This window comes from Larkinella sp., from assembly GCF_965227735.1.
Lineage (GTDB): Bacteria > Bacteroidota > Bacteroidia > Cytophagales > Spirosomataceae > Larkinella.
This window is the reverse complement of sequence record NZ_OZ245776.1, coordinates 1,539,640-1,556,787: the sequence shown is the minus strand read 5'-3', so window position 1 is coordinate 1,556,787 and position 17,148 is coordinate 1,539,640. Positions and strand designations below refer to the sequence as shown.

Sequence of the window (17,148 nt, the reverse complement as noted above, 5' to 3'; positions counted from 1 at the left end):
TTAAAAACACGATCAACATGAAAGCTGTAGTGAATATGTGGCTAAAACCCTGGGTAATCATGCTCCTGTTTCTGGCAGGAGCGTGGGGAAATGCTGTCAGGGCACAAAATGTCCCTGGTTGTGATCCATTGGGTAGAACTCCCCTGGTTGATTTTCAATTGACCTACGATCCGGCCACAAATCGCTACACGGCCTGGTATATTCCAACCGACAACACGTTGCATCGTACCGTAACCGGTCAGTTCACGATCATTGCACCCAACGGCTTTACTACGCCGTTGGGCAATGGCCGTGATTCCGACTTCCAGATTACCAATCTAAACGGTACCTGGACGGATTTTGTACTGGATAATGAGTTGATCACCAGTGTCGGAGCCACCCCATTAGGCACGCTGAACGGCCTGGCCGTTCACCAGGTCGGGATGGCCCCGGCTGGTATCGATATCGACCCGGACGGTCCGGCCGGTCCGCTAACGACGATGGACCCCGTCATACCGGGCGTAGCAGTTCCTTTGTTTTCGTTCCCGGGAACGGGTTGCGCGTCGGCTTTGCGGATTCTGGTGAATGGTGAACCGGTTCGCAATGATGTACTCAGTGTATTCGGGGCCAACCTGAATAATGAAATTACCATCCAGATTCCCCGGGCGGCTTTTGTCCCGGCATTGGAGCGCTATTGTAAAAATGCGCCACTTAGTTCCCCAACAATTGTATTACCCGATATTCAAGACGATACTAAAACTCTATGCGCAACCACTACTTCGTATTCTGATAACTATTTTACCCAGGTTCTCCGGAACTGGAATCCCGCCAACTTGCCGGCAGGAACCACCGTCGTTTCCACCGCCAATCAGGTTTGGGGCAATTTTACCGTAACCCAAAATCCGAATGTTCCGCAGGCTACTGTCGTAACCGACCCTGTTTCAGGAACCTATACCATTACCTTCCCCACCGTAAATGGGGTAACGCAACCCGGCTCAGTAACCATCTGTAACTCCCTCCGAGATGTCTGTAATACGTCTGTCGATCAGGCGTGTGTGGTCATCTCGTGGCTTAGTTCGGGCACGGTGTCAATTGCAAACAATCCGCCGGTCTGTCTTTCGAACGGAACCGCCACAGCTTCGCTGACCGCAACCAGTGGGTTTAGCACCTACGACTGGAGTGGTCCCGGGTTAACCACATCGACCGGAAATCCGGTTACCGTTACCTTATCGGCACCGGGCGTTTATAGCTACACAGTTTTGGCCACCACAGCCGGGAGTTGTACGGCAACGGCTACCACTTCCCTGACGATTGTCAATGGAGCCAATGTGTCCAGTTTCACGATGACGAATCCCACATCCTGTTCCGGAGCAGACGGGACGGTGACCTTAAACGGTCTGGCATCGGGTCAAAGTTATTCAGTAGCGTATACTAAAAATGGAACGGGGCAGCCCGCTCAAACCCTGATCGCCAACGGATCCGGTCAGATAACGGTTACCGGATTATCGGCAGGGGTCTATTCTTTTACGGTCTTAATCGGTGTATGTGCAAGCACACCGATATCGGTCACCTTAACGGATCCCAATCCACCGGCCACGCCAACGCTTCCGCCTTCTGCCACTATCTGTCTGGGCAATAGCCTGACCCTAACCGCGACGGGTGCTGCCAATGCCAGTTTTACCTGGACGGGTCAGAACCTGATGCAAACGACGGGTAATCCGGTAACGGCTTCGCCCGGAACAGCGGGCAGTTTTGTCTATACCGTAACCCAGACGGTAGGTGGCTGCGTCTCGGCACCGGCCAGTATGACCGTCACGGTCAATCCGGCACCGATGGTTACAGCGACGGCCCTTTCGGCAACCGCCTGTGTGGGCGGCAGTTTGAGTCTTTCAGCTACTCCCTCCGGCGGAACACCGGGTTATTCTTTTACCTGGACGGGCCCTAATTTTTCGACAACGACAACCGCTAATCCGGTAACGATAGCCAATGCAACCCTGGCCAATACCGGAAATTATTCGGTACAGGTGACGGATGCCAACCAATGTACGGCAACATCCGCAACGCCAGTGGCCGTGAGCGTGATCAACTGTTGCTCGCTAACCGCAACGGCTTCGGCTACTCAGATGACGATCTGTGTGGGTGGAAGTACAACACTTTCTGCTACGACAACGGGGAGTCTGGGTGCGCTTAGCTATCAGTGGAGCCCAAATGTCGTGCTGGGAAATAGCCAGAGCGTAACCGTGACCCCTGTTTCTACCACAACCTACACGGTTGTAGTGACTGACTCCGGAGCACCCAATTGTACCAGCATCGCGACCGTTACGGTCTTTGTCAATCCCAATCCGGTCATTGCCAATTTGACGGCTACACCGGCCTGTGTAGGGCAGGTATTGAGTCTGTCAGCCACCCTGACCGGCGGGTCTCAACCCGTCACCAGCACCTGGAGAACTCCGGATGGATTAACATTAAGCGGAAATCCTCTGACGCGTTCCAATGCGCAGATTACCATGAGCGGAGCCTACACGCTGACGGTCAGCGACGTCAATAGCTGTACCGCTGCGCAGGTGGTTAGCACGACGGTGGGTGCGGCTCCAACGGTGCAGGTGCAGCCGCAACAGGCCTGCGCGGGGGGCAATGTAACGCTGTCGGCTAGCGGTGGTGCATCCAGTTATAGCTGGACTGGCCCGAACGGGTTCACCGCCAGTGGGCCGGTGATTGTCCTGACCGGAGTAGACGCTTCGGACGCGGGTAGTTATACCGTGGTGGTGACGGGCGGTAATGCCTGTACCGGAACCGCGGTGGGCGTTGTAGCCGTTAACCCGGCGCCGGTCATCAAAGCCGATTTTGTGGCGGCATCGGTTTGTACCGGTAGTTCACTGAATTTACTTGGCGATATAACAACGGGTACCGTTCCGCCATATATCTATAGTTGGACCGGCCCCAACGGCTACGCGTCCTCACTCCAAAATCCGATTATCACTCCGGCCCAGGTAAGCAACAGCGGGTCTTATACCTTCGTCGTTACCGACCTGAACGGTTGCAGTGTTACAGCGACGACACCCGTGTCTGTCACTGTAGCTGATTGCTGCCCACCCCGGACTGCTTCAATTTCGTTTACGGCGGAAGATCCTTCCTGTAATTCCAGCGATGGCTCCGTAAACGCCATGCTGCTGCCGGCTTCTCCGGTAGGAACGCTGGTTACCTATCTCTGGAAAAATGTAGCGACCAATGCGGTTGTGGGCAATACGGCTTCGGTTTCTGCGCTGACTGCCGGGGTCTATTCTGTGACCATTACCGAGACAACGGGTAATTGCGTACAAATATTTACGGGTCAGGTGCCGATTAGCGATACCCCCGGCCCGGATGTGTCGGTGGCCAGTATTAGTGGAGCCAACTGTGGTGCCACCAATGGCGGTGTTCAATTGATTGTCACGGGGGGAACGACACCCTACACAGTGAGTTGGAGTGGTGCCAGCACGGGTAGCATGAACGCACCGGGAAGCCCGGTACAAATCAATGGTTTGTCAGCAGGCAATTACATTTTTACGGTGACCGGCATCGGGAGCAGTTGCAGGGGACTACAGAACGTCAGTATTCCGGTGTTGCCAACCAGTTTGAGTCTGGCTACGCAGGTATTCCAACCCGTTACCTGTGGGACTTCGGGTACCATCGTGGTCAGTTGGAATTCGGTCGGAGGGCCCTATCAGCTAACGGTCGATGGCGTTGTTACGCCGGTTTCCGGTACTTCCCGGACCCTGATCATTGGCGCGGGAACGCACAGCATTCAAATCGCCAGCGGCAATCCGCTGTGTGTGTCTGATAGTAAGGTCGTTACGATCAACCCTGTTCCGGCTCCTGCGGTTTCCGGATGGGCGATCCAGCAACAACCCAATTGTGCGGGGCAAACCGGCATCATTACCTTTGGCGCAGGCCAATCTTCCTCTACACAATACACACTTGCGTACCTGAACAATACGCTGATTGCCAGCACAACGGGTGACATTCCACGAACCTACACACTGGGTGCGGGCGTGTATGTGATTACCCGCCTGGAACCAACGGGTTGCATCACGACCCAGACGCTGGAAATTGTTGCTCCGCCGGCCATTAGTTTCAACGTCCAGCCAACGGACGGAACGTGCGGACAACCCGGCAGTCTGGTAGTTACCAACATCACAGGTGGAATGCCTGGTTATGTCGTTTCTTACACCGGCCCGGTCTCCGGCACGACAACAGCAGGTGCGAGCAGTACCGGATTGATTGCCGGAATGTATACAGTGACCGTAACGGATTCCAGAGGCTGCTTGACCAGCACAACGGTTACCATTGGTGGTGGTCAGGGACCTGCGGTAACGGCAACAATCAGCAGTGCCACCGCTTGTGTCGGCAGTAGTTTCGTCCTGAATGCGGCCGTTACCCCGGTTGGTAGCTACACCTACACCTGGCGTGGTCCGAATAATTTTACGGCAACCGGGGCCATGGTAACGGTGAATTCCGCGTCACTCGCCAACAGCGGCAGCTATACCGTCGTCGTAACAAATGCCACAGGGTGCTCGACTACCCAGGTGACCACGACGTCCATCGGTATTCTGGTTTGTCAACCGCCTTGTGCCATCGGATTGAACGTCGTCTCCACCAGTGCTCACTGTAACCAGATGGATGGTCAGGCGACGGTAACCGCCAGTGGAGGCAGCGGTAGCTATACGTATCGCTGGAACACCGGGGCGACAACGCCCACGCTATCGGCTTTGGCGACGGGAGTTTATTCCGTGACGGTAACAGATGCGGCCAATACTGCCTGTTTCTCAACGACCCTGGTTTCGGTCGGGAATGCCGGAGGACCGCAACTTACCGTCGCTTCGATTACGCCGGCATCCTGCGTAGGAGCAACCGGTGCTGCCAGTGTAACAGCTTCCGGTGGTAGCCCGGCTTATACGTACCAGTGGAGTACGGGAAGCGTTACCGCTGGTATTAATGCCGTTGTGGCCGGTGTGTATAGCGTGACCGTAACCGACCAGTCCGGTTGTAAAGATGTGACGCTGGTAACCATACCGAGTACCCCCGGAAACCTGACCGCGACCATCAGCGGAACCGCATCGGCCTGTGGTCAGGCAACCGGAACGGCAACGGTAACCGCCAGCGGCAGTTCCGGGTACCAATATCTCTGGAGTACCGGAGCAATGACCGCCAGTGTTTCCGGGCTGTCAGCGGGTACTTATACGGTGAAAATAACTGATGTCAATCAATGTTCGGTAACGGCTGTGGTAAGCATTAATGATGTCAGCGGCCCTCAATTTACCATCAATAAAACCAATGTTTCGTGTCAGGGGGGCGCCACCGGAACTGCTTCCGTCAATGTGACGAGCGGAATCGCACCGGTTTCGTACCTCTGGAGTACGGGTGCGGTGACCAGCAGCATCAGCGGTTTAGCCGCCGGAATATACACGGTAATCGTAACGGACGGCAACGGCTGTAAAACGAGTGACCAGATAACGATTACACAGCCTCTGGGTATTGTGGCCGAATTGTCGGCCAGTACCATTGCCTGTGGCACTACAACCGGCAACATTACCCTGGTAAGCGTCAGCGGAGGTTCTCCGGCGTATACCTATCTGTGGAGTAATGGCGCCAACACCCCTTCACTAACCGGCGTAGGGGCGGGGAGTTATACCCTGACGGTGACCGACGCCCTGAACTGCGTAGCCAGAGGAACGGCTACATTGAGTTTGCCAACGAACTGTACGGTTTGTCAGAAACCGGTGCTGGAAGTAACAGGTCCGGTGTGTAACACGGCGACCAACACGTATTCGATCAGCTATCTGGTCAGTGCAGGCGCAACGGTGTCGGCCAGCGGGGGTACGGTCAATGCGGCTCTGAGCATGATCACGGGCATACCTTCAGGTCAGAATGTGGTCGTAACGGCCACCAGTGGATGCGGTTCGGTGAGCAGTTTCACGATTGTAGCCCCGAATTGCACGGTTCCTTCCTGCACCCAGACGGCGGGTCTGAAAGTAGGCCAGCCGGTTTGCAACGGCACGAGCTATGTGGTGAGTGTGACGGCCAACGCGGGTGCCACGATCACGGCCTTTGGTGGCACAATGAACGGCGGTCTGGTGACGGTGGTGGGAACATCGAATGTGACGATTGTGGCCAGTATTGCGGGTTGCGCTACTTCGGAGACGGTGATCGTGGGGGGCATCGATTGTACGACGCCCACGGTTTGTACGAATCCCTTGGTGAGTGTGGCAGGGACGAGTTGTGAAACCGCCAGCTACAGTGTCAAATACTTTGCACCAGCGGGAGTAACGGTAACGGCAAGTTCCGGTGTGGTGAATGCGCTTACGCAGACGATCACAGGGATTCAGTTAGGAATACCGGTGAGTTTGACCGCCAGCAATGGCACCTGCATGCAGGTTATTCCAGTGCCCGCCCCAGGCAATTGTGTCACCTGTCAGAAACCGATCTTGACGGTGGGAGCTCCGGTTTGTAATGGCAATACGTATTCGGTGCGCTTCTATGTAGGTTCTGCGGGAATGGTCATGGGAAGTGTCAGTTCGAATGTAGGCACGATCGGTAACAATATAATCAGTAATATTCCGGTAGGTACGCCGGTGGTAATTACCGCCAGTACCGGAGCGGGCTGTGATAATACGATGACCGTAGAAAGTCCTGTAAGTTGCACAACCGGCTGTGTGCCACCCCAACTGACGGTCGGGCAACCGATTTGCAATGGAGCGACGTATGCGGTAAGTTTTGCCGTGGATCCCGGTACGAGTGTGACTGCCAATGCCGGAAATGTCAATGGCAATACCATTAGTAACGTTCCCGCGGGAACCAATCTGGTTGTAACTGCGGGTACAGGGAACTGCACTACCCGAATCAACGTAGGAAGCCCTGATTGTACCAATCCATGTCTGTATCCGGGCATTAGCCTGAGTGGACCCATTTGCCGACCGGGAGGAGCATCGTATTACTTTAACTACATCGCAACGGCTGGAACAACGGTTACCATCAGCCAGGGCGGGACGGTTAATCAGGCTACGGGTACGATTGAAGTAGTCGCCGGGGCTGGAGCAGGTGCCAGTCTGTTGGTGAATTCACCGGGTTGCCCCGCTAGTGGCATTGTGTTGCCTCCGGCAAGTTGTACATATTGCAGCAAACCGACCTTGACTGCAGGCCGTCCGGTTTGTAATGGAAACACGTATTCCGTCTCCTTTTTCAGCAGCACGACCAGTGTTAGCTCGAATGTCGGTACCATCAATGGGAATACGATCAGTAATATCCCGTTGGGAACACCGGTGGGGATTACTGCGACTACCGGGGTAGGCTGTGAAAGCACACTAACGGTACAGAGTCCAGCAAGTTGTACAACCGGCTGCGTACCTCCTCAACTCGAGGTGGGCCAGCCCATTTGCGACCTGTCAGGCAACGTCTATTTGGTTAGTTTCGCAGCCGAATCAGGGGTGACCGTTACCACCACAAACGGTTCTATCAACCAGGTTAATCATACCATTACGATTCCACTCGGAACGAGCGCGGTCATCAGTGCGGGTAGTGGAAATTGCGTCACGAACGTCGAGATAAAGAGCCCGGACAATTGCTCAACACCTTGTGTAAACCCGGGAATTAGCATTGGGGGTACTGTTTGTGAAACGGGGACGACCACGTATACCGTCAATTTCACAACAACCACCGGTACTACGGTAGTGGCGAGTTCAGGTCAGGTTAATCAGGCAACCGGAAAAATAACCGGAATTCTCCTGGGGACCCCGGTGAGTTTGACAGTATCTACCCTGCCAATTGCTGACTTTACAGGACCTTGCCTGGATAAAGTAATCCTGATCCCGGCACCAACGAACTGCCCGGTTTGTCAGAAACCGGTGCTGGAAGTAACAGGCCCGGTGTGTAATACGGCGACCAACACGTATTCGATCAGCTATCTGGTCAGTGCAGGCGCGACGGTGTCGGCCAGCGGGGGTACGGTCAATGCGGCTCTGAACTTGATCACGGGCATACCTTCAGGTCAGAATGTGGTCGTAACGGCCACCAGTGGATGCGGCTCGGTGAGCAGTTTCACGGTTGTGGCCCCGAATTGTACGGTTCCTCCCTGTGTTTTGGTTCCAGGTCTGAAAGTAGGCCAGCCGGTTTGCAACGGCACGAGCTACGTGGTGAGTGTGACGGCCAACGCGGGTGCCACGATCACGGCCTTAGGTGGCACAATGAACGGGGGTCTGGTGACGGTGGTGGGAACATCGAATGTGACGATTGTGGCCAGTATTGCGGGTTGCGCTACTTCGGAGACGGTGATCGTGGGCGGCATCGATTGCACGACGCCCACGGTGTGTGCGAATCCCTTGGTGAGTGTGGCAGGAACGAGTTGTGAAACCGCCAGCTACAGTGTCAAATACTTTGCACCAGCGGGGGTAACGGTAACGGCAAGTTCCGGTGTGTTGAACGCGGTGACGCAGATGATTACGGGGATTCCGTTGGGAACGCCGGTAAGTCTGACGGCCAGCAACGGCAGTTGTCCTCCCCAAGTAGTGAACATCCCGGCTCCTATGAACTGTCCACAGCTTTGCCCGACGCGGGATATTAGCCTGCAGTCAGTTGGTACCCAATGCGGTTTATCGACTGGTAGTGCCACTGCGATGGTAGTGCCGGCAGCACCAGCAGGTGCTACGGTTACCTATCAGTGGACTAACCTGGTTAACAATGCGACCGTGGGTAATACGTCGAGTTTGAATGGTTTGTCGGCGGGCCTGTACCGATTATTGGTAACCATCACACAGGCGGGTTTGACGTGTACCTATGCAGATACAGCGATTATCAACCAGTCGGATGGAATTCAGGTAACACCTTCCACGCTCGTAGGTGCTGACTGTGGTCTGTCTAATGGTAGTTTGGTATTTACCGCTACCGGGGGGACTTCTCCGTACACGGTCCGGTGGAGCGGGGCGGCAACCGGAACAATGACCAGTGCCAGCCCTATCGCAGTAACCGGTCTGATTTCGGGTAACTATAGCTTTACGATTAGTTCGGCGGGCAATACCCCCTGTGTTTCCTACCAAACCATCAGTGTTCCGCAACGACCCTCCAGCTTGAGTTTGACCGCCAATGGTATTTCGCCAACGGCCTGCGGGACCAACAATGGTAGTATTTCTCTGAGTTGGACCGCCGTTCCTGGGAATAGCACTTATCAACTTACTGTCAATGGGGTCACGACGACTGTCGCTGGTACATCAACTGTTTTGAGTGGGTTATCGTCAGGGGCTTATACAATCAGTGTGGCTACCAGTGGTATACCCACCTGTGCATCCAGTACAACGACCGTCATGCTGAATTCAACGCAGGCTCCTGCGGTAAGCAACTGGTCGGTAAATCAGCCGAATTGTGCTGGTCAGATGGGCTCGCTGGTATTCCTGGGCGGGCAATCCCCAACGGTGTTCTATACCATTACACAGGTTGGTGTTGGCATGATCGGTTTTACCAATGGGGCTACAGCGCAAAGCTTTGCCGTTGGGTCAGGAAACTACATCGTGACCCGAACAGAAGGCTCCTGCGTGAGCAGCCAGACGTATGGGATTACTGTCCCCTCAGCCATTGACTTTAATGTCCAGGTAACCCCTGCAACCTGTGGTCAACCGGGGAGTTTGGTGGTAACTGATATTTCCGGTGGTACACCACAATTTGTGGTGATGATTACCAATGCGGCTAATCAAACGGTCAGTGCGGGTAATCTGCCAGCAGGAACGTATACTGTAACCGTAACCGATAGCAAAGGCTGTTCGGTCGGGGAGGTTGTAACGATCACGGGGAGCGGATTGCCTGATATTGCATCCATCATCGCTAACAATCCTACCACCTGTACCGGCACGGACGGCTCTCTTGTTCTGACGGGCCTACTGGCTAATCAGGGCTATCAGGTCTGTTACACCAAAAATGGAAACAGTCCGGTCTGTTCAGCGTTAATCGCAAACGGAATAGGTCAACTGACCATTGCCGGATTGGGAGCCGGGATTTATACCAATATTACGGTTAGTATCGGTGGTTGTATCAGTATACCCAAATCGGCCACACTGAACAATCCGGTCAACCCGCCAACGCCTTTATCGATCAATCCGGGCGTAGTGTGTCTGGGCCAATCATTCACACTGGTGGCAACCGGTACGCCGGGTGCGACCATCCAGTGGGTCGGCCCCGGTGGCTTCATGGCCACGGGCAGTCCGGCGGTCGTCACACCGACTACAACGGGTATGCTGACCTATACGGTTACACAAACGGTTTCGGGCTGTACAAGTATGCCAGCAACGGTGACAGCGCTGGTTAATCCGACGCCGAGCATTACCCAGGTGGCCAGTACAAATCCGACCTCCTGTACGTTGAATGATGGGACGATTACCCTAACGGGTCCCTTACCGAACCAGATTTATACCGTCTGTTTTAGCTTTAACGGAGGCAACAGCATTTGCCAGTCTTTGATGAGCAATCCGGCGGGTCAGCTTATTTTGACTAATCTGTCAGCAGGTGCTTATTCAAACATAACCATCAGTGCCTTCGGTTGTCAGGTTGCCGTTCCGGTTTCGGCCACATTGAACGGACCATTGACTCCGCCAACCCCGCAAGCGCCAAATCCGGGTACAATTTGCCAGGGTCAGAGTGTGGTGCTGACTGCGGGTGGTTCCGTTGGGGCATTCTTCCAATGGAGCGGGCCAGGTGTCACCGCCAGTGGCAACCCCGTCACCGTAACCCCGTCGACGACGGGTACCTTGACGTATTTCGTCACGCAAACGGTGAACGGGTGTACTTCTGCTCCGGCAACCGTTACGTTAGTGGTTAATCCGGCACCGACCGTAACGGCAACGATCAGCAGCGCGACGGCCTGTGCAGGCAGTAGCTTTGTGTTAAATGCTACGGTTCTTCCGTCGGGCAATTATACTTATACATGGAAAGGACCGAACAATTTTACCGCCAACGGAGCGGTGGTGACTGTGAACCCGGCCACCCTGGCTAATAGTGGAAGCTATACCGTCGTGGTAACCGGTTCGGCAGCAGGTTGTTCTGTTACGAAAGAAACCACCACTTCCATTGCCGTTACCAACTGTACGGTTTGTCAGAAACCGGTGCTGGAAGTAACAGGTCCGGTGTGTAATACGGCGACCAACACGTATTCGATCAGCTATCTGGTCAGTGCAGGTGCGACGGTGTCGGCCAGCGGGGGTACGGTCAATGCTGCTCTGAGCATGATCACGGGCATACCTTCAGGTCAGAATGTGGTCGTAACAGCCACCAGTGGATGCGGTTCGGTGAGCAGCTTCACGGTTGTGGCCCCGAATTGTACGGTTCCTCCCTGTGTTTTGGTTCCAGGTCTGAAAGTAGGTCAGCCGGTTTGCAACGGCACGAGCTATGTGGTGAGTGTGACGGCCAACGCTGGAGCGACGATCACGGCCTTTGGTGGCACAATGAACGGCGGTCTGGTGACGGTGGTGGGAACATCGAATGTGACGATTGTGGCCAGTATTGCGGGTTGCGCTACTTCGGAGACGGTGATCGTGGGGGGCATCGATTGCACGACGCCCACGGTTTGTACGAATCCCTTGGTGAGTGTGGCAGGGACGAGTTGTGAAACCGCCAGCTACAGTGTCAAATACTTTGCACCAGCGGGGGTAACGGTAACGGCAAGTTCCGGTATGGTGAATGCGGTGACGCAGATGATTACGGGGATTCCGTTGGGAACGCCGGTAAGTCTGACGGCCAGCAACGGCAGTTGTCCCCCACAAGTGGTGAACATCCCGGCTCCGATGAATTGCAACGAACCGCCATTGGTGCCGGGTCATCCGGTGGTGACCGAACCGGGCAAACCCGTAACGGTTTGTCTGCCGATCACCGATCCGAACGTGGGCGATACCCACACGGTGACGTTGTGTGCCCAACCGGCCCATGGCACGGTGAGTCTGCCCATGACGGTCAACAACCAGACCCACACAGTTTGCTTTACCTACACGCCGACGGTGGGTTACACGGGCCTGGATCAGGTTTGTCTGATCACCTGCGATCAGGGCGGTTTGTGCGACACGACGTACGTTCCCATCACCATCGTTCCGACTTCGCCAACCACCACGGTGGGCAAACCGCCGGTGGTTCCGGTGACGCCGATTGTGACCATCACGGGCGAACCCAAGACGGAATGCTATCCGATTCTGGATCCCAATGTGGGCGATGTGCACAGCTACACGATCTGTGGTCAGCCGCAGCACGGCCAGGCCAGTGTGTCGATCAACAACACGACGCACCAGATCTGTGTGACCTACACGCCGACTGCGGGCTACAGTGGTCCCGACGAGTTGTGTCTGCACGTGTGTGACCAGACGGGCCTGTGTACGGATGTGACCATCCCGATTGTGGTGATTCCCAAACCGGGTCCTCCGACGCAGCCCCAGCCGCCGACGGTGGTACCTCCGGTGATCATCACCCCGGTGGACGTTCCCCAGACGGTGTGTGTGCAGATCAACGACCCGAATTTCGGGGACATTCACACGGCGACGATTTGTGGTCAGCCCTCGGCGGGCACCATCACGGTGGGCGCGGTCAACAATGTAACCCACATGGTTTGTGTGACCTACACCCCGCCTGCGGGCTACAGCGGTCAGCCGCTGGGAGGCTGTTTGCAGGTGTGTGACCAGACGGGTCTGTGTACCCAGGTGCCTATCACCATCACGGTCATTCCGGGACCTTCTACCAACGAACCGCCATTGGTGCCGGGTCATCCGGTGGTGACCGAACCGGGCAAACCCGTAACGGTTTGTCTGCCGATCACCGATCCGAACGTGGGCGATACCCACACGGTGACGTTGTGTGCCCAACCGGCCCATGGCACGGTGAGTCTGCCCATGACGGTCAACAACCAGACCCACACAGTTTGCTTTACCTACACGCCGACGGTGGGTTACACGGGCCTGGATCAGGTTTGTCTGATCACCTGCGATCAGGGCGGTTTGTGCGACACGACGTACGTTCCCATCACCATCGTTCCGACTTCGCCAACCACCACGGTGGGCAAACCGCCGGTGGTTCCGGTGACGCCGATTGTGACCATCACGGGCGAACCCAAGACGGAATGCTATCCGATTCTGGATCCCAATGTGGGCGATGTGCACAGCTACACGATCTGTGGTCAGCCGCAGCACGGCCAGGCCAGTGTGTCGATCAACAACACGACGCACCAGATCTGTGTGACCTACACGCCGACTGCGGGCTACAGCGGTCCCGACGAGTTGTGTCTGCACGTGTGTGACCAGACGGGCCTGTGTACGGATGTGACCATCCCGATTGTGGTGATTCCCAAACCGGGTCCTCCGACGCAGCCCCAGCCGCCAACGGTGGTACCTCCGGTGATCATCACCCCGGTGGACGTTCCCCAGACGGTGTGTGTTCAGATCAACGACCCGAATTTCGGGGACATTCACACGGCGACGATTTGTGGTCAGCCCTCGGCGGGCACGATCACGGTGGGCGCGGTCAACAACGTAACCCACATGGTTTGTGTGACCTACACCCCGCCTGCGGGCTACAGCGGTCAGCCGTTGGGAGGCTGTTTGCAGGTGTGCGACCAGACGGGTCTGTGTACCCAGGTGCCTATCACCATCACGGTCATTCCGGGAACAACACCGCCTTGTCCGACGATTGCCGTCTTGCCATTCCCGAGTGACCCGACAACCTGTACGGCCAATAATGGCAGTCTGACGTTGACCGGTTTAACGGCAGGGCAGAGTTATACGGTTTGTTATACGAAAAACCTGGATGCGCCATTCTGTCAAACCCTGACAGCTAATCAGAATGGACGGATTTTAGTAACCGGGTTAGGAGTAGGGGTTTACTCAAATATTACCACCAGCCGAAACGGATGTATGAGCAATGCCGTATCGGTAACGCTGGTAGGCGGATTGCCTGCCCCCTCGGCGACCTGTAGTGTCACGGCGGTGTGTGTGGGTGAATCCATTACGCTGACTGCTTCGGGAACGAACATTCAGTGGCAAGGGCCGGGTCTGCAAAGCGCTACGGGTAGTCCGGTAACGGCTATTCCAAATGTGACCGGTATTGTTACCTACATGGCCACCCAATCGGCCAATGGCTGTGTGTCTCCGCCGGCAACCGTTACGGTCGTGGTGAAACCGACGCCGACCTTCTCGGTATCGGCAACCAATCCGACGGTTTGTAATGGCCCCGATGGCAGCATCACCCTGATGGGCTTGACCCCGGGACAATCGTACACGGTTTGCTACACCAAAGACGCCGGTCAACCGGTCTGTGCTGAACGTTTGGCCAATGTCAATGGCGTGCTTACAATTACAGGATTATCGGCCGGTTCCTACACCAATATAACCGTGACGGAGCTGGGTTGCATCAGCTTGCCAAAAGCCGTCGTGCTGACGAATCCTGCGTTGCCAAACCCCGTGATAACGGTAGCTCCCGGCACAACCGTCTGTCTGGGACAACCCCTGAGTTTGACGGCAACCGGTCAGCCTGGTGCAAGTTTCACCTGGAAAGGACAGGGACTCCTGGGAACGACGGGCAGTGTAGTTACCGTGAATCCGCAATCGACGGGAACCCTGAGCTACACCGTGACACAGTCGATTGTCGGTTGTGGTTCGTCGTGGACGGCTATCTCCATCACGGTCAACCCGGTACCGAGTGCAACGTTGATTAGCAAAAATGATCCGGGCGCGTGTGCAAACCCCAACGGGGCCATCACCATGGGCGGGCTGCTGTCTAACCAAACCTACACGGTTTGCTACCGGGTTAACAATGTCGGTTCAGCGGTTTGTCTGCAACTGGCTTCAAACAACGTGGGTAATATCGTTATGAACGGTTTGACAGCGGGGGCTTATAGTGTGACGGTATCGAATGGAGGCTGCAGCAGCCAGCCGGTTTCGGCAACACTGGTTGGTCAGACACCGGCTCAACCGAATGTGTCGGTATCACCGAGTGCCACCATTTGCATCGGACAGTCCGTAACGCTGACCGCTTCCAGCAACCTGGACGGCCCCTTCACGTGGACCGGATTAGACTTGTCAAGTATTGCCGGCGGAGTTGCCACGGCTTTGCCAACCACGACCGGGGTGCGGAATTACACGGTAATACAGACCGTCAACGGCTGTACGTCGATTCCGGCCATCGTTCCGATCACGGTCATGGCGATACCGGCGCCGACGCTGGTAACGTCAACGGCACCGACAGCCTGCTCGGGAACCAATGGCAGTGTCACGCTGGGTGGATTAACCGCCAACCAGAGCTATACGGTTTGTTACAGCAAGGCCGGTGCAGCGACGCAATGTGCGCCGTTTGTGGCCGCAGGAAATGGTCAGCTGGTGGTGACGGGCCTAACGTCCGGAGCCTATAGTCTGACGGTTCTTTCGGCGGGTGGATGCCGCAATACCGTGCCGGTTTCGGCTTCGGTTGCCAGCAGCACGGCCTGTTCGCAATGCACAGATGCGCCCCTGATCATTGCTCAACCGCTACTGATCTGTAAAGACAGCACCAAGACGGTAACCATGCAGATTTTGGACGCTGACCTCAGCGATTCATTCTCCGCCACCGTTTGCGGAGTTGGAACGAGCAATGCGACGGTGACGGTGGGTGTCGATAACCAGACACGTCAGCTTTTCATCACCTATAAAGGCGCTCCGGGCTTCCAGGGAATCGACCAGGTCTGCGTGACGGTCACGGATAAATGCGGAAACTTTGATCAGGTTTATGTGCCGATCCAGGTAATCCGCTGCGTTTGTGGCTGTACCGGAACACCGCCGGTGGTGATTCCGCAACCGATTATTACCACGAAAAATAATCCGAAGGAAATTTGTGTCCCCATTGTCGACACGCCGACGGATGTTCATACCGCGACCATTTGCGGTGGTCCACAGAACGGTACGGCAGAGATAACGGTGAATAACACGACGCATATGTTGTGTGTCAAGTATACCCCGAATGCCAACTATGTGGGAACCGATAAGGTGTGTATCACCATCTGCGATCAAACCAACCGGTGTACGGTGATCGAGGTGCCGATCACGGTCGTTGATATCCCCAATCCACCGGCACTGTCAATCGTTCCGGTTGTGACCAACTGCTCATCGACTACGTCAGCCTACATGCCGATCCTCGACATCAACGCCGACAATACGCACAGTGTCATGGTCTTGTCGCAACCACTGAACGGGACGATTACGGCTACCGTGGATCAGGTAACGCACCGGATTTTGATCACTTACATCCCGGCACCCGGTTTTACGGGTAACGACAAAGCAGTCATCCGGGTAACGGATAGTGACGGGCTGTCGTCGCCGGACACGGATGTACCGCTGTTTGTAACCCCGGGTACGTGTCTGACCTGTGTTACTCTGGAACTCAAGGTGTTGCTGGAGGGCCCTTACAATACCTCGACCCACAAAATGAACACGGTGCTCAACCAGCGTGGCTTGTTGCCGGGTCAGACCCCAATTGGTCAGTTTGCCGTGGCTACACCGGCGGGTCAGCCTTACAACACGGCTCCGTGGAATTACACCGGAACAGAAAGTGTGACTACCTACGATCAGGATGTGGTGGATTGGGTGCTGGTTTCGTTGCGGGCGGATGAACTGTCGACAACACCGGTATTCCGGGTAGCGGGTCTGTTGCACGATGACGGACGGATTACGTTCGTGAATCCATGCTTCAATATCCCGGCGGGTTCCTACCATGCGGTGGTTGAACACCGGAATCACATGGGCGTCATGTCGCCGACGAAAGTGACCATTGTGAACAACAAACTGCTGTTCGACTTTACCGTCCAGGATTCCTACACCATTGCTGATCCGCCGTCCTTCGGTGAAATCGCTGTCGATGGAAAATGGATGATGTACGGGGGAGATGGTAAAAAAGACGTCTTTAGCGACAACTTCGACATCAACTTCTTCGACTCGAAACTGTGGAAGGACGAGAGCGGTATTTTTGATCAGTATCGCTATGGCGACTTCAATATGGACGCCGATGTGAACTTTGTCGACAGTGTGTTGTGGAAGAAAAATAATGGACGCTATTCCAAAGTGCCGCATTGACATCAATGGAAGGTTCAGCGGTTTCGGCCACTGGACCTTCCTTGATCCAACTCTGAAGTTTGAATTCTATTTTCCGTAA

The 17,148-nt window shown here is 55.4% G+C and carries 1 protein-coding gene; it reads left to right on the top strand.

Annotation, left to right across the window (positions count from 1 at the left end; all coding sequences use genetic code 11):
- The first annotated feature begins 17 nt into the window (after positions 1–17).
- On the top strand, positions 18–17,069 hold the full coding sequence (locus ACO064_RS06115; protein WP_421826508.1) for an Ig-like domain-containing protein: 17,052 nt from the start codon (positions 18–20) through the stop codon (positions 17,067–17,069).
- Positions 17,070–17,148 lie beyond the last annotated feature (79 nt).

Excerpts from the sequence above, each read along its gene's own strand:
- ACO064_RS06115 (WP_421826508.1), top strand. The coding sequence starts at position 18 with ATGAAAGCTGTAGTGAATATGTGGCTAAAACCCTGGGTAATCATGCTC.